The 20,453-nt window shown below is 27.6% G+C and carries 17 protein-coding genes; 6 read left to right on the forward strand and 11 right to left on the reverse strand.

From position 1 onward, the window contains the following. Positions 1-8 precede the first annotated feature (8 nt). Positions 9-1,892: a phosphomethylpyrimidine synthase ThiC gene (gene thiC, locus AC2TY9_RS12130; RefSeq protein WP_489777763.1), complete on the forward strand. Its 1,884-nt coding sequence runs from the start codon at positions 9-11 to the stop codon at positions 1,890-1,892. On the opposite strand, the gene AC2TY9_RS12135 is transcribed toward thiC, so the two are convergent. Genes AC2TY9_RS12135 through AC2TY9_RS12145 form a run of 3 tightly spaced genes read right to left on the reverse strand, consistent with a single transcriptional unit; the run spans position 1,868 to position 3,773 of the window. Beyond that, positions 1,868-2,671 carry a DUF1853 family protein gene (locus AC2TY9_RS12135; RefSeq protein WP_489777764.1) on the reverse strand — a complete coding sequence of 268 codons (804 nt, stop codon included), beginning with the start codon at positions 2,669-2,671 and terminating at the stop codon, positions 1,868-1,870. The two genes, thiC and AC2TY9_RS12135, sit on opposite strands and share 25 nt — an antisense overlap. After that, positions 2,668-3,426 carry a fructosamine kinase family protein gene (locus AC2TY9_RS12140; RefSeq protein ID WP_489777765.1) on the reverse strand — a complete coding sequence of 253 codons (759 nt, stop codon included), beginning with the start codon at positions 3,424-3,426 and terminating at the stop codon, positions 2,668-2,670. Before AC2TY9_RS12140 ends, AC2TY9_RS12135 begins: the two co-directional genes overlap by 4 nt. Continuing rightward, positions 3,426-3,773, reverse strand: a complete 348-nt coding sequence (locus AC2TY9_RS12145) for a hypothetical protein (RefSeq protein WP_489777767.1) — start codon at positions 3,771-3,773, stop codon at positions 3,426-3,428. Before AC2TY9_RS12145 ends, AC2TY9_RS12140 begins: the two co-directional genes overlap by 1 nt. 102 nt (positions 3,774-3,875) lie before the next feature. Here AC2TY9_RS12145 and ligA point away from each other — a divergent pair, with 102 nt between their 5' ends. The 3 genes from ligA to AC2TY9_RS12160 all read left to right on the forward strand — a co-directional run bounded on the left by ligA (position 3,876) and on the right by AC2TY9_RS12160 (position 8,490). Beyond that, the gene (gene ligA, locus AC2TY9_RS12150; protein ID WP_489777768.1) at positions 3,876-5,822 is read left to right on the forward strand and encodes an NAD-dependent DNA ligase LigA; all 1,947 of its coding nucleotides are present in this window, start codon (positions 3,876-3,878) and stop codon (positions 5,820-5,822) included. A gap of 70 nt (positions 5,823-5,892) precedes the next feature. Further along, positions 5,893-6,675 (forward strand): phosphate/phosphite/phosphonate ABC transporter substrate-binding protein, encoded by a 783-nt coding sequence (locus AC2TY9_RS12155; protein ID WP_489777769.1) that lies wholly within the window; start codon positions 5,893-5,895, stop codon positions 6,673-6,675. A 9-nt stretch (positions 6,676-6,684) separates the two neighbouring features. Beyond that, a complete protein-coding gene (locus tag AC2TY9_RS12160; protein WP_489777770.1) occupies positions 6,685-8,490 on the forward strand; it encodes an ATP-binding protein in 1,806 nt (601 codons plus the stop codon). On the opposite strand, the gene AC2TY9_RS12165 is transcribed toward AC2TY9_RS12160, so the two are convergent. Both AC2TY9_RS12165 and AC2TY9_RS12170 read right to left on the reverse strand, forming a co-directional pair. Then, positions 8,480-9,061: a response regulator gene (locus tag AC2TY9_RS12165; RefSeq protein ID WP_489777771.1), complete on the reverse strand. Its 582-nt coding sequence runs from the start codon at positions 9,059-9,061 to the stop codon at positions 8,480-8,482. The two genes, AC2TY9_RS12160 and AC2TY9_RS12165, sit on opposite strands and share 11 nt — an antisense overlap. Next, a complete protein-coding gene (locus tag AC2TY9_RS12170) occupies positions 9,061-11,541 on the reverse strand; it encodes a sensor histidine kinase (protein WP_489777772.1) in 2,481 nt (826 codons plus the stop codon). Before AC2TY9_RS12170 ends, AC2TY9_RS12165 begins: the two co-directional genes overlap by 1 nt. Positions 11,542-11,763: 222 nt before the next feature. On the opposite strand from AC2TY9_RS12170, the gene AC2TY9_RS12175 reads away from it, so the two are divergent. Further along, the gene (locus tag AC2TY9_RS12175) at positions 11,764-12,243 is read left to right on the forward strand and encodes an acyl-CoA thioesterase (RefSeq protein WP_489777773.1); all 480 of its coding nucleotides are present in this window, start codon (positions 11,764-11,766) and stop codon (positions 12,241-12,243) included. A gap of 9 nt (positions 12,244-12,252) precedes the next feature. Here AC2TY9_RS12175 and AC2TY9_RS12180 read toward each other — a convergent pair whose 3' ends face one another. The 4 genes from AC2TY9_RS12180 to thiI form a co-directional block, all read right to left on the reverse strand. After that, a complete protein-coding gene (locus AC2TY9_RS12180; protein WP_489777774.1) occupies positions 12,253-13,848 on the reverse strand; it encodes an ABC-F family ATP-binding cassette domain-containing protein in 1,596 nt (531 codons plus the stop codon). Positions 13,849-13,918: 70 nt separating this feature from the next. Further along, positions 13,919-15,103, reverse strand: a complete 1,185-nt coding sequence (locus AC2TY9_RS12185; RefSeq protein WP_489777775.1) for an OmpA family protein — start codon at positions 15,101-15,103, stop codon at positions 13,919-13,921. Beyond that, a complete protein-coding gene (locus AC2TY9_RS12190; protein WP_489777776.1) occupies positions 15,093-16,151 on the reverse strand; it encodes a MotA/TolQ/ExbB proton channel family protein in 1,059 nt (352 codons plus the stop codon). The genes AC2TY9_RS12185 and AC2TY9_RS12190 overlap by 11 nt, the downstream gene beginning before the upstream one ends. Before the next feature lie 86 nt (positions 16,152-16,237). Next, the gene (gene thiI / locus AC2TY9_RS12195; protein WP_489777778.1) at positions 16,238-17,707 is read right to left on the reverse strand and encodes a tRNA uracil 4-sulfurtransferase ThiI; all 1,470 of its coding nucleotides are present in this window, start codon (positions 17,705-17,707) and stop codon (positions 16,238-16,240) included. A gap of 72 nt (positions 17,708-17,779) precedes the next feature. Between thiI and AC2TY9_RS12200 the strand changes: the two genes are divergently transcribed. After that, positions 17,780-18,943, forward strand: a complete 1,164-nt coding sequence (locus tag AC2TY9_RS12200) for an MFS transporter (protein ID WP_489777779.1) — start codon at positions 17,780-17,782, stop codon at positions 18,941-18,943. Here AC2TY9_RS12200 and AC2TY9_RS12205 read toward each other — a convergent pair. Beyond that, entirely contained in the window at positions 18,940-19,569 is a 630-nt protein-coding gene (locus AC2TY9_RS12205; protein ID WP_489777780.1) for an NAD(P)H-dependent oxidoreductase, read from the reverse strand. The genes AC2TY9_RS12200 and AC2TY9_RS12205 overlap by 4 nt on opposite strands. A gap of 124 nt (positions 19,570-19,693) precedes the next feature. Next, a complete protein-coding gene (locus AC2TY9_RS12210; protein ID WP_489777781.1) occupies positions 19,694-20,443 on the reverse strand; it encodes a nitroreductase family protein in 750 nt (249 codons plus the stop codon). Positions 20,444-20,453: the final 10 nt, after the last annotated feature.

The raw sequence follows: 20,453 nt of genomic DNA on the forward strand, positions 1-20,453 counted from the left end.
GAAAAAAAATGACAAAAAAAGAAACTTTACAAACGGCTTCAAATAGTATTTTAACAAGAGAGCCTCTACCAGCTTCTAGGAAAATATACTTAACAGGTAATATCTATAAAGATATAAAAGTTCCTATTAGGGAAATTGAACTAACAAACAAAACAACTTTAGGTGTTTATGATACTTCTGGACCATATACAGACTCAAGTATAGAAATAGACGTGACAAAAGGTATCCCCCAAATCAGAAAAACTTGGATTGAAAGCAGATGTGATACAGAAGAATATGAAGGAAGAATCTTAGTTCCCAATGACAATGGCTATACTTCAGAGACCATGTTAAATAAAGTTGTAGCAGGTTCAAAAGGACTTGCAAGAACTCCTAAAAGAGCAAAAAAAGATAAAAATGTATCTCAATTATGGTACGCAAGACAAGGTATCATAACTGCTGAAATGGAATTTATAGCTTTAAGAGAAAATCAAAATCTTTCTATGGGTAAAGAGTATTTAAATGATGAAGAAAGAGAAAAAAGGTTAAAAGGTAAAAACTTTGGGGCAAACCTTCCTGAAGCTATTACTCCTGAGTTTGTAAGAAGTGAGGTTGCTGCTGGAAGAGCTGTAATTCCCTGTAATATCAACCACCCAGAAGTTGAGCCTATGATTATAGGAAGAAACTTTTTAGTAAAAGTAAATGCAAATATTGGTAATTCAGCTCTTACTTCATCTATAGAAGAAGAAGTTGAAAAAATGGTTTGGTCTACTAGATGGGGTGCAGATACTGTTATGGATTTATCAACAGGAAAAGATATCCATACAACGAGAGATTGGATTTTAAGGAATTCGCCAGTTCCAATTGGAACAGTTCCTTTATATCAAGCACTTGAAAAAGTAAATGGAATTGCAGAAGATTTAACATGGGAAGTATTTAGAGATACCTTGATTGAACAGGCAGAGCAAGGAGTTGATTACTTTACTATTCATGCTGGATTGTTACTTCATCATGTACCAATGACGGCAAAAAGAGTTACAGGAATTGTTTCAAGAGGTGGTTCTATTATGGCTAAATGGATGATTCATCACCACAAAGAAAATTTTTTAAATACTCATTTTGAAGAGATTTGTGAGATTATGAAAACATATGATGTTACATTTTCTCTAGGAGATGGTTTAAGACCAGGAAGTGCAGCAGATGCTAATGATGAAGCACAATTTGCAGAACTTAAAGAGCTTGGAAGATTAACAAAAATAGCTTGGAAACATGATGTTCAAACAATTATTGAGGGTCCGGGACATGTTCCTATGCATCTAATCAAAGAAAATATGGAAAAACAACTTGAATGGTGTCATGAAGCTCCATTTTATACTTTAGGACCACTTACAACTGATATTGCTCCTGGATATGATCATTTTACATCTGGAATTGGTGCAGCTATGATTGCTTGGTATGGTTGTGCAATGTTATGTTATGTAACTCCAAAAGAGCACTTAGGGTTACCAAATAAAGAAGATGTTAAAGAAGGTCTTATTACATATAAAATAGCAGCCCATGCTGGAGATATTGCAAAGGGACATCCAGGTGCTAGAGCAAGAGATGATGCTATGAGTAAAGCAAGATTTGAGTTTCGTTGGGTAGATCAGTTTAATATAGGTTTAGACCCAGAAAGAGCAAGAGATTATCACGATGAAACTTTACCAAAAGATTCTGCAAAAGTAGCACATTTTTGTTCTATGTGTGGACCAAAGTTTTGCTCTATGAAAATCTCTGCAGAAGTAAGAGACTATGCAGAATCAATCGGAGAAGATGTTGAAACTGCTAAGAAAAAAGGAATGGAAGAGATGTCAATGACTTTTAAAGAAATGGGTAGTGAAGTATATATTCAAGAAGATAAAATAAACACTTGAAAAATTTTGTTCTTATTTTTTAACCACAAAAGTGGAGATTTTTTATAATTTATAAAAAACTCCACTTGAGCTAATGTTTCATTAAATGTTTCAAAAGAACATTGAGATATTGTAAAATCAACCCAATCATACCTATGGGGCATTATATACTCACATTTTCTAAAATATTCATCCCTTTTAAAATCATCAAAACTAACGTAAAAACCTCGGATATTTTCATTAAATTGAATATTTAAAATTTTTTCATAAAAAGGCATATAAATATTTGCCTTAAAACAAACCTCTTGTTTAATATTATTTAAATCAATTTCCTCTAAATAAGGTTTCGTTTTTTCATTGAAAAGTAAGGGAAGTTGTTTATGTTTTAATTTATCTAATTTTTTAACTAATGTATCATCTCTATTTGGTCCAATATATCTATCTAATTCTTTTTCAAAACTAATATCATATAGGTAATATTTATATACAAGTTCAATATGTTTGAAACATTTTTCTTTATTGTCAAAAATTATAAAATCTATTTCACCTAATGTTTTTTTATTATCAATTATTTGAATATTTTTCCTAAAAAGTTCATACCTTTTTGATAAAAATAAATAGTATTCAAAAAAAAGTTCTACCCTTTTACCTAAAGGAAGTTTTTGATTTATTTTTAATTTATCAATTTGAATAGTTGCTAAATCTATTGATTCAAAATCAAATTGTTTAAGACCATCTAAATCTTTAAATAAATAATTTGTTTCATAAAAGCCTAAAAATTGTTTTAGAATATTATTCATATTTTTTCATTTATAAATTTTATACTAGATAAACAACTATTTAAATATGAACTGCCAAATAGATTATAATGATTTAAATAGTGATATAGGTTATATATTATTTTTTTAATATTATAACTCTTACTTAATGGTAAATAACTGTTATAGATTTCATAAAAAGAATTACTAAAACCACCAAAAAGTTCTGTCATAGCAATATCTAGTTCTCTATCTGCATAATAAACAGCTGGATCAATAAGATAAACATCATTTTTTGAAAAAAGAACATTTCCTGACCATAAATCACCATGAACTAGTGATGCATAGCTTGTAGTATCATTTAAAAAGTTTACTATTTTTTTAAAGTTTTCATCTAAAAAAGTTTTAAAATCTTGTTTTATTTGTTTGTCTTTTATTAAATTTATTTGATAGGCTAATCTAAATTTAGTAAAAAATTCACCCCAATTATCAATAATAATATTTTTTTGAGGATTTAAACCAATATAATTATCATACTCTAAACCATATGATCTATTTTTTTGTTCATGTAGTTTTGCTAATCCAAGGGCTAGTTTTTCAACCAAGTATTCATTTGTCAATGAAGTTTGAATATTCTTCATTTGAATTTCATCTTTGTTTACACTAATAATCTCAGGTATTTTTAGATAATTGTTGTTAGTTTTTAGTAGACTTTCTTTTATTAGATTAAGCCCTTGAACCTCTTTAATTAAAGAGTCATTATCAAAGGGATTACTCTTTATAAAAATAGATGACATTATCTTAATTTATTTTTTGCCAATGTAATATCTGATTCATATTTGTAAACCATATAATCAAATATTGTACATCCTTTATTTCTATTAAAAAAAGCTCCCATTTCTAAAAGTCTATAAGACATTCTAAAAAAAGCTGTAAAGGGAATAAGATATGTTACAAATGTTTCATATTTTCTATAAGGATAGTATTTATCAAACTCCTCTTTTAAGTTACTAAGTATTTGATTTTCTCTGTAAAGTTGATCTTTACTTCTTTTACTCATGGTTCCAATTGCAATTGAAAAATTTAAAAAAAACATAAATAAATTCAAATTCCAACCAAGTATAAATATCTCTTCGTAAGTCATTTCCCCTCCAAAAGTTAATTATATCTTAGTTTTTGTATAATCTAGTTTTCATAAAAGAAAATAATTAAATCAATTGAAGAAAATATATAATCTAGGAATATAATGACTAAAGAAGAATATGATAAACAAATAGAAATTTTAATTAGTTGGGCACATGCATATTATGTGGAAGACAACCCTATTGCAACGGATGAAGAATATGATAAGCTTTCACGGACTTGCCTTGCTTTTGAGCAAGAAAACCCTACTTTATCACATCAAAATTCGCCAAACAAAAGAGTTGGTGGTTTTGTTTTAGATGGATTTGAAAAAGCATCGCACCTATCACGAATGTGGTCACAAGAAGACGTCTTTAATACACAAGAGTTAGAAGACTGGATCAAAAGAGCTAAAAAAGTAAATAATAATTTAGAGTTTTATTGTGAACCAAAATTTGATGGAGCAAGTTTAAATCTTATTTATGAAAATGGTTTATTAAAACAAGCTATCACCAGAGGTGATGGTAGTATCGGAGAAGATGTTACTAATAATGTAAAAACAATACACTCTATTCCTTTAGAAATTAAAGAGAAATCTTTAATAGAAATTAGAGGTGAGATTGTTATTAGAAAAAAAGATTTTGAAAAGATAAATGAACAAAGATTGGCAAACAATGAAGCTTTATTTGCAAACCCAAGAAATGCAGCATCAGGAAGTTTAAGACAGCTAGACCCAAATATAACAGCTCAAAGAAAACTATTTTTTAATGTATGGGGAATTGGAGAAAATTCACTAGAACATACAAAATTAAAAGACAAAATGGATTACATTTATTCATTGGGATTTGTTAAACCCCCACTTCAAACACTAGTTTCAGATGTAGAGCAAATAGAAGAGGTTTATCATAAAATCATAGCTTCTAGAGATGAAATTACAATGATGCTTGATGGTATGGTTGTAAAGATAAATGACATCGAAACTTGTGAAGAGTTAGGTTATACAGTTAAATTCCCTAGATGGTCTTGTGCCTATAAATTTCCAGCTGTTGAAAAAACTACAAAGATAAAAGATATTATCTTACAAGTAGGACGTACTGGTGTTATAACTCCTGTGGCTTCAGTTGAACCAACGCTTATAGATGGAAGTACAGTAAGCCGTGCCACACTACATAATTTTGATGAGATTGAAAGACTAGATTTAAGAATCAATGATGAAGTAATTATTATAAAAAGTGGTGATATTATTCCTAAAATCACAAAAGTATTTACTGACAGAAGAAGTGGCGATGAACACCCTATTTCAAGACCAACACAATGTCCACAATGTACTAGTGAACTACTTGATGAAGGGACTATGATTAAGTGTCAAAATCTAGATTGTCCCTCTATTGTAGTTAATTCAATCATTTACTTTGCAAGTAAAAACTGTATGAATATTGATGGCCTTGGAAATAAAATAGTTGAACTACTAGTACGACAAGAAAAAATAAAAGATATTTTAGATTTATACTCTTTAAAATATGAAGATTTAGAAAACCTTGAGGGGTTTAAAGAGAAAAAAATCAATAACCTTTTAAATGCAATAGAAAAGACAAAAGGCACTGCTCTTCATAGAGTAATAAATGCTTTAGGAATTGAACATATTGGAGAAGTAGCATCTAAACAAATCTGTCTAGAGTTTGGTCTAAAAGTTATTGATATAGATATTGATTCATTAATAGCCCTTGATGGAATTGGTGAACAGATGGCTAATTCATATGTAGAGTTTATGAGAGTAAATCATGACTTAGTTCTAAAATTAATTGAGATAATCAACCCTGAAGTTGAAGAAAAAAAAGAAATTAGTGAAAATGCATTTAAAGGTACAACAATAGTTTTAACAGGGACTATGAGCGTTAGTAGAGGAATAATTAAAAAACAACTTGAAGAATTAGGAGCAAAGGTTAGTTCGTCTGTTTCTAAAAAAACAGATTATCTGATTTTCGGTGAAGACGCGGGAAGTAAATATGATAAGGCAATTGATTTGGGGGTTAAGACTTTAACTGAAGAACAAATGAATTCAATGATTTAAGTTATAATGATATTATTATGATACATTTTTTAGCTAAATTATATTAATTGTTTTACTAAGGAACTTTTTTATGAAGAAATTAATTTTAATTTTAAGTGTCTCAACTTTAATGTTTGCACAAACTATAACATTAGGTGTAGTACCCCAACAAAGTCCTTTAAAATTAGCTAAAAAATGGTCAAAGGTAACAAAATATTTAAAAGAAAAAACTGCTTATGATATAGTTTTTAAAACTGAAAAATCGATACCAACCTTTGAAAAAAAACTATATAGTGGTGAATATGATATAGCTTATATGAACCCTTACCATTTTATAGTGGCAAATCAGAAACAAAATTATGAAGCTTTTACAAGAGCAAATAAAAATATCGTTGGTATTTTATTAGCAAAAGAAAAAAGTATACCTTTTACGAAAGAAAATCTACAAGGAAAAACTTTTTTATTCCCTGCTCCAAATGCCTTTGCAGCAACACTTCTAACAAAGTTTGAATTAAAAAATCAATTTAACTTTGATATTGATAAGGAAGCAAAAGTTTTGTATGTAAATTCCCATGATTCTGTTTATAAAGGAATCTCTAGAGATATTGGATATATAGGTGGAGGAATTATTAGAACCTTTAATAACTTTATAGATAAGAATGATAAAGATAAGCTAAATATTATCTATAAAACAAATGAATATCCAAGTCATCCAATTGCTTTTCATCCAAGATTAAATAAAGATATTGTAAAAAAAATAAAAGATGCCTTTTTATCAATGCCTAAGGATTTAACTAAAACTTTAAGTATTAAAAAATTTATAAAAACAAGTTCAGATGAGTATGAAATTATAAAATCTGTAAAATCACTATAAAGAGATAAAATGTCATTTAAATATAGGTTTATTATATCTTTTGTTTTACTTGAGATATTTTTTATTACCTTAATTGTTTCAATAAACTTTATAGCCATTGTTGATTCATCAAATAAACTAATAAATGATAATATAGACTCAAAAACAAGATTTTTAAAGGATTTAGTAAAAGTACCCTTAAGTATATATGATTTAGCAACCTTAGATAATATAATTGAAAAAGCTCAAGATGATACAATACTCAACTCAATAATTATATTAAATGCCCAAGAAAAAATAGTATCAACTTATTACAAACTTGAAAATTTGAATGTTGAAAAATTAATAAGAATAAAACAAGATAAAACCTTGAATTTTGAAGATAAAGTTTATAAGGTTAAACATATTAGTATCAAAGAAGAAGATACAACTTTAGGTTCAATGTACTTAGTTTTTGACCTTTCTGAAACTAATCAATTCATTCAAAACAATAAAGAAAAAACTTTGATAATCATATTTATTGAAATATTAATTTCAACAATTTTATCTTATCTTATTGGTTCAAAACTAACAAAAAAACTAACTAGACTATCTAATATAGCAATAGATATTGGTAAAAACAAATCTCCCCAAATACCATATACAAATACCGATGATGAAATTGGTTCTTTATCTAAATCTTTTGTTTATATGCAAGAAAATCTTTTAAATAGAACAAAAAAACTTAAAGATTTAACCAATAAACTTGAATCACAAAAAAAAGAGTTAGAATTGGCAAACAAAGAAAAAGATGATTTTTTAGCAAATATGAGTCATGAATTAAAAACCCCTTTAAACTCTATTAATGTAATAAGCTCAGTTATGTCAAAAAACAAAAATAGGAATCTAAGCCAAAAAGATATACAAAACATTAATATAGTAAATAAAGCAGGTAAAGACTTATTGGAACTTATAAATGATGTTTTAGATATATCAAAACTTGAAGCGGGTGAGATTAATATTAATAATGTCGATATTGATGTTTTTAACTTTTTTACAGAAATATATGATGGCTTTAAAATGCAGGCCAATCTTAAGTCTTTTGATTTTGAATTAATATGTGATAAGGATATTGGATTTATTCATTCCGATGAATTAAGATTAAAGCAAATTGTAAAAAACCTCATTAGTAACTCATTTAAATTTACACATGAAGGTTTTATAAAAATTTCTGTTGAAAAAAATAATAAATTTTTAGATGTAACTGTAACAGATACAGGGATTGGTATTCCTCAAGAAAAGCTTGGAAAGATTTTTGATAGATTTAAACAAGCAGATGGAAGTACCACTAGAAAATTTGGGGGAACTGGTCTTGGCTTAGCAATTTCGAAACAACTTGCAAATCTACTTGGTGGAGATATTAGTGTTGAAAGTAGTAAAAATCTTGGTTCTACATTTAAATTTTCAATTCTTATAAATGAAAATAAATTAGACCATAAGCTAATTGAAAAGATAAAAAACCAAAATAAAATTAAAGATAAAAAAATATTAGTTCTTAACCATGACCCTTTAAATTTCATCAATTTAATTATCAAGTTAAAAAATGATTATATTGTTAATTCAGTATCAACTTCACAGGAATTGTTTGAAAATATCGCTAATGATAATTTTGATTATATTATAGTTGACTTTAGTAATTTAGAAACGGTAGATATACTAAAACTAAAAGAATATGAAAAGAAGATAATTGCAATTACAGATAAAAACTCTACTTCAAAAAATATTATCTCAACAAATTTTAATTCTTTTTTTGAAAAACCTTTTAACGAAGAAGAGATAAGAAAACTTATTTCTTAATAATATCATCAAGATTGATTAAATCATCTTCTTTAATTAGATACTCATAAACCTCTTCTTCATTAATTTCTATTTTATTATCAAAATGTTGCTCTATTGTACCAAGCATATTAGTGATTTTTTTATCTCTTTTTAGTTCTAATTCTTTTTGCTTTAACTTAATTTTATTTTCCTTCATAGAATTTATTATGTTCATAAATGCTTTTAATTTTTGAACTAATAATTCATCATCTATTGGTTTTGTTATAAAATCAACTACATTTTTAGAGCTATTAAAAGCTTTCTTTTTATAAATATCATCTTCATATATCCCTGAAATCATAATAATAGGGATATCTTTTGTCTCTTCAATACTTAGCAAATATTCAGCCAAATCATAACCACTTGCTTCTGGCATTTGGATATCAGTTAAAACTAAATCAACATTGTGTTTCATAATTTGTTTAATTGAATCTTTTACACTTGTTGCTTCTATAATGTTTAAATTATCAAAACTACTTTCTAACAACAAGTTCAAAGAAAATAGATTTGCTTCTATATCATCAACAATTAAAATATTGAATTTATCCATTATTTTTCCTTTTCAATAAAATCAGAGATTAACTTTAATTCATCTGGCTTTTTATAGCTAAAATTAAACTCTTCTTGAATTTGTGATTGGTTACTTTGTCCATCCGTATATACAACTAAAGTTTTGTTTTTAAAATCTTTTAATTTTAAAAGTTCAAAATGTTTTAAATCTGAGGCATCAACAATTATATATTTATATTTTTCATATTCTAATTTATATAAAAACTCATTAAAACTATTTAAATTTTCAACTTCATAATCTTTTTTAAGACTAACAACTAAGGTTATAAAATTTACTGGATCATTATTGAAAACAATCAATTTTTCTTTTCTTCTTATATGTAAATCTCTATTTTGTTCTAACAATTCTTCATTTATCTTATATTTATTAGCTTGTAGTGTGACTTTGAATATTGAACCAACGCCTTCTTCACTTTCAACACTAATATCTCCACCAAGTAAATTTGCAAGTTGTTTCGAGATTGAAAGCCCTAAACCAGTTCCTCCATATTTTCTTGTTGTACTAGCATCAGCTTGTTTAAATCTATCAAAGATAAACTCTAATTTATCTTGTGATATTCCTATACCTGTATCTTTTACTTCAATAGTTAATATATCATTATCTAATGTTACATTAATACTAATTTGACCACTTTCAGTAAATTTAAGGGCATTACTAAGTAGGTTTTTTACTATCTGTTTAATTCTGTCTTCATCTGAATATATATACCCAATTGAGTTATCACAATTAACAGTAAATTCTAAGTTTTTCTCTTCCATTTGTACTTTAAAACCATTATATATTTCACTAATAAATTCACATAATTTTATATCTACATATTTTAATTTTATTTCACCAGCTTCAAGTTTTGAGATATCTAGAACATCATTTATCAAAAATAGTAAGTCATTACCAGAGTTATTAATAACCTTTAAGCTATCTAAGTCTTTACCTTCTAAGTTCCCTTTTTTATTTTTAAGCATAATAGAACTGATTAAATTAATTGAGTTTAAAGGGGTTTTTAATTCATGACTCATATTTGCTAAAAACTCATCTTTTGCTTTAGATAGCTCTTCTGCTATATTAACCGCTTTGTATAACTCTTTTGTTTTAATACTTAACTCATTTATCATCTTTGAAAAGTTATCATTTAGCTGTTGCATCTCTAAGACATCAGTTTCTACAAGTTCAACTTTTATCTTAGTTGCATCTTTTATCTTAGATGTTTGTTCAGAAAGTTTTGCAACTGGTTCTGTAATAGTTTTTGAAAAGATAGTTATTCTTCTTAATAGTAAATAGAAGAATATAACATAAAATAAAAGCAATAAACCTATTGCATAATAACCTATTTTATCAGATAGATTTTTTAATTCATTAATTGATTTAAAGATTTCGTTTTTATCCACTAAAATCATTAGTTTCCACTCAGTTTCATCAACATTTTGTTGTAGTGTTAAATATTCACTATCTTCAATTTTTAAAGAAGAAATTTCTCCATCATTTTCAATAAGTTTTTTAAAGTGTGAAGCAAATGGACTTTTATTTTTTAAGATACTAAACTCTTCTGGTTTTTCTATTGTTTTTAATATTGCATCGGTATATAAATGCTCTTTCAACTCTTTTAATCCCAATAGATTTTCTATCTTTTCATTCATCGCAATAATCATACCCTCTTTATCAACCATGAAAATATTTGCATTATAAGGTAATTTTCTATCTAAAATATTTTTTACAAAACTATCAATTGTAATATCAATCCCTGTAACCCCCTCTAAAAAATCACCATTATAAATAGGGACTATACAAGATAACATCCAACCATTTCCTGCAGGGTCTAAATATGCTCCAGTCCAAACTGGTTGCTTCTTAGGATTGTGTTTTTTATCTGCTAGAAAATAAAAATTATAATCTTCCATATGAATATGGGGACCATACTGAGTATACACTTCATCAATAAAAGGATAAAGTCTATTCATATCATCCCATGAGTTAAAATATGCTGCAACGATATTTGGGTTTGTATCAACCATACTTTTAAAATTAGTATCCATAGATTCTGTAAAAGTTGCTTTATCTTTTTGAACTTGTGTAATATTAGTTTTTGAAGAATAATATAATGACGAACCTATTTTATTTGTTTTGTAAAAAACTCCATTTTTGGCTACATTAAAAGTAGGTAATTCATTTGGCAATGTAAAGTTATATGGTTTTTTAAATAACTCTTGATGTTCAAATTGTAAGATTTTAGCTAATCTGCTGACTTCTTCTAATTTATCACTTATAATAATAGATTCACTTTTTAAAACCTCTTGTGTATGAGATTGTGCTTCAGTTAATAATAGATCAGTATTTTTTGATGAAATATAAGCATTTATAGAAAAGTACATAACTAATAATGTGATTTCAACAATAAAAATTGGTATTAAAGAATATCTAAAAAAATGAACTGATAATATTTTCTGTAGGCTTTTTAACTTCATAATAAATCCTTAATTAATCATTTATAATTTTATAATAACAAAGAAGTGTATCAATAAAGTATCAATATTACAAAAATTATAATTAGAAGCTACAATTATATGATAAGTTGCGATGTTACCTTTTTATATAGTTTTGAAAAATTATAAAATAATTACTATAAAATCATCTTTTTTTATAGCCAATTGTTTTATAATAGATTAATTATCTAAAAAGGTAAAAAAATGAATGAAAAGAAAAGAGAAAAATCATTAACTATGACTATGTTAATGACACCAGAAAAAGCAAACTTTACTGGTAAAAATGTACATGGTGGTGAGATTCTTAAAATGTTAGACCAAGTGGCATATGCATGTGCTGCTAGATATACTGAAACTTATGCGGTAACATTATCTGTTGACATGGTACTATTTAAAGACCCTATAAAAATTGGCTCACTTGTAACTTTTCATGCATCGGTAAATTATAGCGGAAGAACCTCAATGGAGATTGGTATTAAAGTGATTTCAGAAGATATCAAAGACCATACAATAAAAAATACAAATGTTTGCTACTTTACAATGGTTGCAGTAGATGAAGAAGGTGAACCAGTATCAGTTCCTAAGTTAGAACCTAAAACAGAGGATGAAAAGAGAAGATATCAAGATGCCATAAAAAGAAGAGAACAAAGAATGTCTTCTAGGCATGCGGTACATTTTCATTAAAGAAAAGGCTTAAGCCTCTTCTTTACTCTCGATAAATTCTTCGTAAGAACCTTTAAAATCGATAATTGAACCATCTTCTTGAATCTCAATAATTCTATTTGCAAAGGCATCTAATAATTCCCTATCGTGTGATACACAAATAACAGAACCAGGATATTCTAATAATCCTTCACCAAGTGCAATAATTGCTTCTAGGTCTAGATGGTTTGTTGGCTCATCTAAAACCATAAAATTTGGTTGTTCTAACATGATTTTTGAAAGCATCATTCTGTGTTTTTCTCCACCTGAACAAGCTTTTACTTGTTTTTCTTGCTCTTGACCGTTAAATAACATTCTACCTAAACAGTTTCTAATCTCTGCAATATCGGCATCTCTATCAAAACCTCTTAACCAGTCATATAGTGTCATTTCACCCTTGATTATATCAGTTGCATTTTGTGGGAAATATCCATTTTGAATTGTTGCTCCCCAGTGAACATCACCAGAATCAGCTTCAACATTTCCAACTAAAATCTCACATAAAGTAGTTTTACCAATACCATTTGGTCCAATTAATGCAATTTTATCACCTTTTTCCAATGAGAAAGAGATATCATTTAATACTAAGTTACCATCATATGATTTTGTAATGTTATTAACAAAAAGTAATTCTTTACCAACTTCTCTTTTTTGTCTAAAGATAATTGAAGGGTCTCTTCTACTTGAAATTTGAATTGAACCTAAATCAAGTTTGTCAAGTTGTTTTTGTCTAGAAGTAGCTTGTTTTGCTTTTGAAGCATTTGCAGAGAATCTAGCGATGAATTTTTCTAATTCATCTTTCTCTTTTTGTTTTTTATTCATATCAGCTTGTTGTTGTTTTGCTAATACTGTTGAGGCAATATACCAATCATCATAATTCCCTGTAAACTCTCTAATTTGTTTAAAGTCAACATCAAGAATATGTGTACAAACTGCATTTAAGAAGTGTCTATCGTGAGAGATAACAACCATTGTACCATTATGGTGTTGTAATTGATTTTCTAACCATCCAATTGTTTTAATATCAAGGTTATTCGTAGGCTCATCAAGAAATAAAACATCTGGTTTTGGATATAAAACTTGCGCTAATAATACCTTAAATTTATCTCCACCTGTTAATGAACTCATTAAATCTTGATGCATTGATGATGGGAAACCTAAGTCTTCTAAAATTTTTGTAATTTTTACATCATATTCGTATGTTGGATCCTCTTCAACAGAGACAATCTCTAATTCTGCAAGTCTACTATTTACTTCATCAGTAAACTCAGGACTCATATAAAGTTCCTCTTTTTCTTTTATTGCATCGTATAGTCTTTTATTTCCTAAAAGAACAGTATCAAATAAGCTGTACTCTTCAAATGCAAATTGGTTTTGGCTTAATGTACCAACTTTTTTGCCATTTTGGACTTGAACTTCACCTTCAGTTGCATCATCTTCACCACAAAGAATCTTTAAAAAAGTTGATTTACCAGCACCATTAGCACCAATAAGACCATATCTTTTCCCAACATCTAGTTTTAAATTTATATCTTGAAAAAGCACTCTTGGTCCGAATGCTTTTTTTAAGTTTACTACTTGAACCATATTTCTAAACTCCGTTATCTTAATCTATCGCGATTATATCAAAAAAAAATATATGAAAGGTTAAACAAGTTTATTGTAAAAGTTTACCAATCTCTTTAATTGCATCTTCATTTTTAAGCCTAAGTTTTATCTCAATTCTTCTTGAAGCATCACTATCTTCTGTTCCATCCTCTTTATAAATTGGGTCCAAAAATGACCTACCACTTGCAAGTATTAACTCTTTTAGATTTTCATGATTATTAAAATCAAGGGTTAATAAAAAGTCCATAACTGAAAATGCTCTTTTTTGAGACAATTCTAAATTATAAAGGTATGTACCTTTTGAATTTGTATGCCCTTCAATTACTATTTTATCAATATGTTTATTTATCTCATTATTATCTAAGATTGTTTGAAAATAGTCATATAAGGCACTCTTTAAGGCACTTTTTGAATCCTCTTTTAATACATATTCACCCTCATCAAATAAAACCTTTGATGATAATCTTAAACTTCCATTTTTTGGATCAATTTGTATCTTTTCACCTAAACTTTTTTTAAGTAAAGTGATTACTTTTACTTTTATACCTGTAAAACTTTTGATTTTCTCTTTTGTGTTTTGTAATTGAGAAGATAATTCATCATGCAATTTTTCCGAAGTTTTAAGTTTTTGAGTCATTAAAGCAATTTCATCATTTAACGTTTTTGTTTTATCTTCAAAAGACTCAATCAAACTTCTTTTTGCTAAAACCTCTTCTAGTAGTTCATCTAGTTTTTGATCTTTTTGTTTTGAAAGCTCTTTTAGCTCTTGTACAGATAAAGCTAATTGCTCTTTTTCTTTTAAACTTATGTCTAACTTTAATTTAGTTTCATTTATATTATCTTTTAAATCATCAATATTTTTTTGACTTTTTACTAGTAACTCTTCTTTGTTTTTTATTTGTGTTTTATACTCTTCATTTAATATAAGTGAATCTTTTAAGTCCTCTTTTGTTTTTTTATATTTTATTTCCAATAAAGATAAATTAGTCAAAACATTTTTGATTCTTTCCTCTTTTTTATTTAACTCTTGTTTATTTTTCTCTAGTTCTTCTTTATTTTTTTCCAAGGCAAGTTTTTCTTTATGAAGATTTTGTTCCAACTGTTTTGATTCACTTTGTAGTAAAGAATATTTAACAATAATTGCACCAATTAAAAGGATAAAAACAAAAAGAAGTCCTGCCATTAAATCAGCATAAGATATCCAAAAATTAGTATTATTGTTTTTATTTTGCATCAATTAATTCTTTCCCTAAAGTTTTCAAATCCCTTGAAACTAATTCAAAAGATGATAAAACAGAATAAATTTCATTATTTAAAGCTTTAGAATTAGACTTTTGTTCATTTACACTTTTATCAAAAACCTCACTTGACTTATTTAATGAGTTTTCTATCTTTTCAAAACTTTCTAATAGTTCATTTTGTTTTACTGAGGTTAATTCAAATACTTTTCCTAAAGATGCTAAATTTTTTGTTAACCTTTGTTCACTAACTTTATACTCATCATCTAAGGCATTTATTTTGTCAATTTTTTCTTGAGCAATTTTATCAAGCTTAGTTATATATTCAGGTGTAACAACATTTTCAATTTTTTCAATAAACTTTTGATTTTGATCTTGAGCTTCTAAAATTTTGTATAACTCAATCTCCTCTTTTTCCCAAATTAACTCTTTATATTGTAATTTAATCTCATTCATCTCATTTTCAATTTTTGTTAATCCCCTTTTTTCAAAAAAAACCCACCATATTGATAAGAAAATACCATAAATAGAAGCATAAAAAGCAGTTCCAACTCCACTTAATAAAACTGTAATTTCACTTTCTAAAGCCTCTTTTGATTCAACAGTAAAATCTGGCATTGAGATTGCTATTGCTAAAAAAGTTCCCAAAATACCAAGTGTAGGAAAAATTGATGTTGCTATACTTGCGAAATTGTCATTCCTAATCTCTTCAAAATGTCTTTGAAAAAATGGTTCTATATTGGCTAAGGCCTTTTTCTTCCCTGCTAAAACTAATTGGTTTTGATTAAGATAAGTATCAACCTCTTCAATAACATCATAAATTGTATTTTTATATTGTGCAAAAGAATACCAGGCATTGTGTGTAATAAATGAAATAAATATTACAAGTATAAAAAAGATTATGATTATTGAATGTATTTCAACTTTTAAAGGAATAAAACTATTGTACCCCAATAGCAATATTAAAAAAAGAATCAATGGTACTGATAAAACCATTAAAAAACGTGGACTATTATTTGTTTTGTGTTCATTTACTTTTATCATAAAATAACTCCTAAGAAAATTCAAAAATATTTTATCATATTAAAGTGAGAACACACAGTCAAAAAGAGTAAATATACTCTTTTTTTCTATTTTATAGGTCTATAAACTTTAATATTATTATAATTTTCAGAATCAATTAAATATTGTGCATGTAATTGACTTAATATCCCTTTATCACAATAAAATAGATACTGTTTATTTTGAGGTAATTTTTTAAACTCATTTTTTAAATTATAAAATGGAATTTTTAGAGTTTCACAATCACATTGAATACAAGCATCACCTTGCCTAATATCTATAACTGTATAATCTGCGCCACTTAAATCATTTATAATTTCAATTTGACCTATATCTTCAATTTGATTTACAACTTCATCCACATTTGTTTCAATTGCATTCTCTACTGCTTTGTCTAAAACAGAATAATCAAATTTCTTAGCCTCTTTTTCCATTCTATCGTAAGAACCATGGGTAACTGGGTTTTTTGATATAACTCCACAATACTCAGGCATAGCTTCAGCAAATCTTCTTGTACCAATTTTTGCAGCCATTTCCATAATTTCAGGTTTATTCATAGTTGCAAGAGGTCTTAAAACTAATTTATTAGTAACTTTATCAATTAAAGCAAGATTTCTAAGAGTTTGAGAAGAAACTTGAGCAACACTTTCACCTGTAACTAAAGCATCTATTTTTCTCTCATCTGCTAATCTTTCAGCTGCCATTAGCATTAATCTTTTTAAGGTAACACCCATATAAGATTCACTTGTAGAATTAAATATTTCAGTTACAACATCTTCAAAAGGAACTGTAATAAATGATACTTTATGTGAAGAGCCAAATTTATTCCATAAATAATATGCCACTTGTTTAACGCCAATTTCATGTGCAGTTCCACCAAGATTAAAGAAAATAAAGTGTGTTTTCACACCCCTTTTCATCATAAGATAACTAGCAATTGTTGAGTCAAAACCACCTGACATTAAAGATAAAATATCCCCTTGAGTCCCTAAAGGAAAACCTGAAAGTCCTTTAAACTTATTGGTAATGATATTTAATTGAGAATGAACAAGTTCTACATTTATGGTAACTTCAGCACCTTTTAGCTTGACTCCTTTTGTATCAGGGTTTTTTGCAAGCATATAACCGCCAACAGTTTGTTCTATATCAATTGATTTAAACTCTTGAGTCCCTGTTCTTTTTGCCCTTACAACAAATGTCTTCCCAATAATCTCTTTATACAGATATTCATTTACAACAATTTTTATATCATCTAAAGAATGCATATTATCAATTTGTATAGCTTCTTGAACAACTTCTATACCTGGTGTTTCTTGTAACTTCAATCTAATTTCAGTTACATATTCAATACTACAAACAACTTCAATCTTATCAAAAAACTTTTTGAAGCTTGCCGTTTCATCTATTCTTCCAACTAACTTTCTAAGGTTTCCTAGAAGTTGATCTATCATTTGTCTTTTAGCTTTTGTACCCTTAACCATTATCTCTGGGAAAAACTTAATTATAAATTTTTGAGTTTTAACCTCAATTTTATCCATTATTACTATACCTTTGATTTTTTGTAAGGGAAATTATAGCATAAGAGTAGTAAAGTTTCACAAATAGAACATATGACCATAAAAGGCAAAAAAATAAAAAAAACAGCAATCTTCACCTTACTTCTAATTTCAATGACAACAATGATGTCCAATGTTGCTATTGTAACTGCCCTACCAAGATTACAAGATTATTTCAGTGATATTAAAAATATAGAATTTTATTCAAGATTAATATTGACTTTACCTTCCCTTTCTATTGCTTTACTTGCACCATTTCTAGGCCATTTTGTTTTTAGATTTGGTAAAAAGAATTCAGCCTTAGTTGCTTTATTTATCTTTGCAATGACAGGAAGTGCAGGACTATTTTTAGACCATATTGAAGCATTTTTATTATCAAGGGCAATGTTTGGTATTTCTGTTGCCATATTAATGATAGTTTCAACCTCTTTAGTAGGTGATTATTTTCAAGGTGAAGCAAGACACAAGTTTATGGGCTTCCAAAGTGCTTTTATGGCAATTGGAGGTATCACCTTTGTCATAGGAGGTGGAATTTTATCAGATATAAACTGGAGATTTCCCTTTGGTATATATCTAATGGGGTTTTTACTTATACCTATTGCATATATGTTCTTAGTTGAAAAAAGAAAAGATGAGTTATTCTCTTCAGAAGAAGAAATTACTGTACCTAGAAAACTAATTGGAATATATTTTTTAGGCTTTTTTTATATGTTAATATTTTTTATTCTACCAACACAAATTCCATTTTTAATAATAGATACATTCGAAGCTTCAGGAAAAGTTGCAGGTTTTATTATAGGTTTGGCATTTTTTGCTAATGCCTTAGGTGCAATAAGCTTTTCTAAACTAAAAAAAAGATTTGACTTTTTTTCAATTTATATCATAGCATTAACAATTATTGCTATTGGTTTTATTGGTATTGGATTAGTAAATAATCTAAAACTATTTTTCTTTACAAGTGCTATTTTAGGTTTTGGTGGTGGAGTAATGATGACAAATGTAACTGCTTGGATGTTAAGTCGAACCACCTTTGAAAGAAGGGTTAAATCTTCTGGGTATATGACAAGTTCTATGTTTCTTGGACAATTTTGTTCACCAATTGTTTTTCATCCATTAGTATCAAATTTTGGGGTACAAACTTTTTTTGAGATAATTGGAGCTAGCTTATTTATTATAATTTTCATCATAATGGTTTATAAACTAGCTATTAAAAGCTAGTTTATAAATTCAACTACATCTTCTAGTTTTACCCTTAGCTGTTCAGATTGAGGATTAATTCTATATCCAAAAGGTAAGACACAAGATAATTGATATTTTGTTGTATCTAAATCTAAAACTTTTTCAACACCCTCTTTATCAAAACCTTCAATAGGACAAGAATCAATTCCTCTTACTGCTGCGGCTGTCATCATATTACCCATTGCAATATATGATTGTCTCGCTGTCCAAGAGTAAATATTTTCATCACTACTTAATACATCTTTTAAATGATTTGCATATAGATCTAAATAAAAATCTAATTTTTCTTTTGGCATTTCACGTCTAGCAAATCTTTTTTCAGGGATTCCACTTTCTGGTTTAACACCTTCAATTCCTGCTAAGACAATTACTAAATGAGAACAAGTAGTAATTTGAGGTTGATCCCAACAAAAAGGTCTTAATTTTGCTTTTAATTCTTCATTTGTTATAACTAAAAACTTCCAAGCTTCCATACCAAAAGAAGATGGTGATTTTCTACCAACCTCTAAAATAAAATTCATGTCCTCATCAGAAACCTTTTTATTCTCATCAAATATCTTACAAGCATGTCTAAAGTCCATAGCTTCCATAAATGTTTTTTCCATATATCTTCCTTAAAAAATGTCCCATTTTTTCAGGGACCAAATTAATATTAACTACTTTTAACGTAATTTATAAAAAATTACTAAAGTAGCAAACTCTAAAGAGAACAACTAGTTGTTCTACAAATTAGTCTATAAACTCAAAACCTTGGTTTTGGTAACTTTTTGCAACTTTTCTATTATATATTTTTTTATAATAATTTGACATTTGTTCACAATATGATTGCATATAATTCATATTGTTTTTAACTCTAAAATCTTTTAATTGAACTTCATATTTTAGTACACCTTCCTTTATTTTTTCATTATCATAAACCTCTTTAAGTGCAAAACTTTCAAAAGGAATTCTAGGCTTAAGAGGCGACTCTTTAGATTCTTTTGTAGCTACACCTATAGTTGTTCCAACAATAGGATAAGTCTTTTTTGGTAGATTTAGAAGTTCAATCATCTCATCTGGATTATTTCTAATTCCGCCAATTGCTGTAGTTCCATAACCTAAAGATTCAGCAGCAACTTGTAGGGCACTTAACATAATCCCAGCATCAACTGCACCAACTAAAATACCTTCTGCTGATTTATCAATATTTTGAATCTCATTTGTTTGGGATACTGCAAAACTAGTCCTATTAAAGTCAACAACAACAGTTATAAAAACATCTGCATTTTCAACTTGTTTTTGTCCACCTGCTAATTTAGCAATCTTGTTTATAGTTTCTTTATTTCTTGTATACACTAAAGATATTTGTTGTCCATTTACTGAAGTGGGACATCTTTGTGCTGTTTTCATAATAAGTTCTAAATCTTCTTCTTCAACACTTTGACCGGTAAACTCTCTAATAGATTTTCTAGAAGTTAATTGTTCTATTGTTTGATTCATATTATCTTAC

It is taken from the genome of Arcobacter sp. ISO1, from assembly GCF_058105185.1.

Coding starts and splice junctions, on each gene's coding strand:
- AC2TY9_RS12135 (WP_489777764.1), bottom strand. CDS start 2,671: ATGAATAATATTCTAAAACAATTTTTAGGCTTTTATGAAACAAATTAT.
- thiC (WP_489777763.1), top strand. CDS start 9: ATGACAAAAAAAGAAACTTTACAAACGGCTTCAAATAGTATTTTAACA.
- ligA (WP_489777768.1), top strand. CDS start 3,876: ATGACTAAAGAAGAATATGATAAACAAATAGAAATTTTAATTAGTTGG.
- AC2TY9_RS12170 (WP_489777772.1), bottom strand. CDS start 11,541: ATGAAGTTAAAAAGCCTACAGAAAATATTATCAGTTCATTTTTTTAGA.
- AC2TY9_RS12165 (WP_489777771.1), bottom strand. CDS start 9,061: ATGGATAAATTCAATATTTTAATTGTTGATGATATAGAAGCAAATCTA.
- AC2TY9_RS12205 (WP_489777780.1), bottom strand. CDS start 19,569: ATGGAAAAAACATTTATGGAAGCTATGGACTTTAGACATGCTTGTAAG.
- AC2TY9_RS12140 (WP_489777765.1), bottom strand. CDS start 3,426: ATGTCATCTATTTTTATAAAGAGTAATCCCTTTGATAATGACTCTTTA.
- AC2TY9_RS12180 (WP_489777774.1), bottom strand. CDS start 13,848: ATGGTTCAAGTAGTAAACTTAAAAAAAGCATTCGGACCAAGAGTGCTT.
- AC2TY9_RS12155 (WP_489777769.1), top strand. CDS start 5,893: ATGAAGAAATTAATTTTAATTTTAAGTGTCTCAACTTTAATGTTTGCA.
- AC2TY9_RS12185 (WP_489777775.1), bottom strand. CDS start 15,103: ATGCAAAATAAAAACAATAATACTAATTTTTGGATATCTTATGCTGAT.
- AC2TY9_RS12200 (WP_489777779.1), top strand. CDS start 17,780: ATGACCATAAAAGGCAAAAAAATAAAAAAAACAGCAATCTTCACCTTA.
- AC2TY9_RS12145 (WP_489777767.1), bottom strand. CDS start 3,773: ATGACTTACGAAGAGATATTTATACTTGGTTGGAATTTGAATTTATTT.
- thiI (WP_489777778.1), bottom strand. CDS start 17,707: ATGGATAAAATTGAGGTTAAAACTCAAAAATTTATAATTAAGTTTTTC.
- AC2TY9_RS12210 (WP_489777781.1), bottom strand. CDS start 20,443: ATGAATCAAACAATAGAACAATTAACTTCTAGAAAATCTATTAGAGAG.
- AC2TY9_RS12160 (WP_489777770.1), top strand. CDS start 6,685: ATGTCATTTAAATATAGGTTTATTATATCTTTTGTTTTACTTGAGATA.
- AC2TY9_RS12190 (WP_489777776.1), bottom strand. CDS start 16,151: ATGATAAAAGTAAATGAACACAAAACAAATAATAGTCCACGTTTTTTA.
- AC2TY9_RS12175 (WP_489777773.1), top strand. CDS start 11,764: ATGAATGAAAAGAAAAGAGAAAAATCATTAACTATGACTATGTTAATG.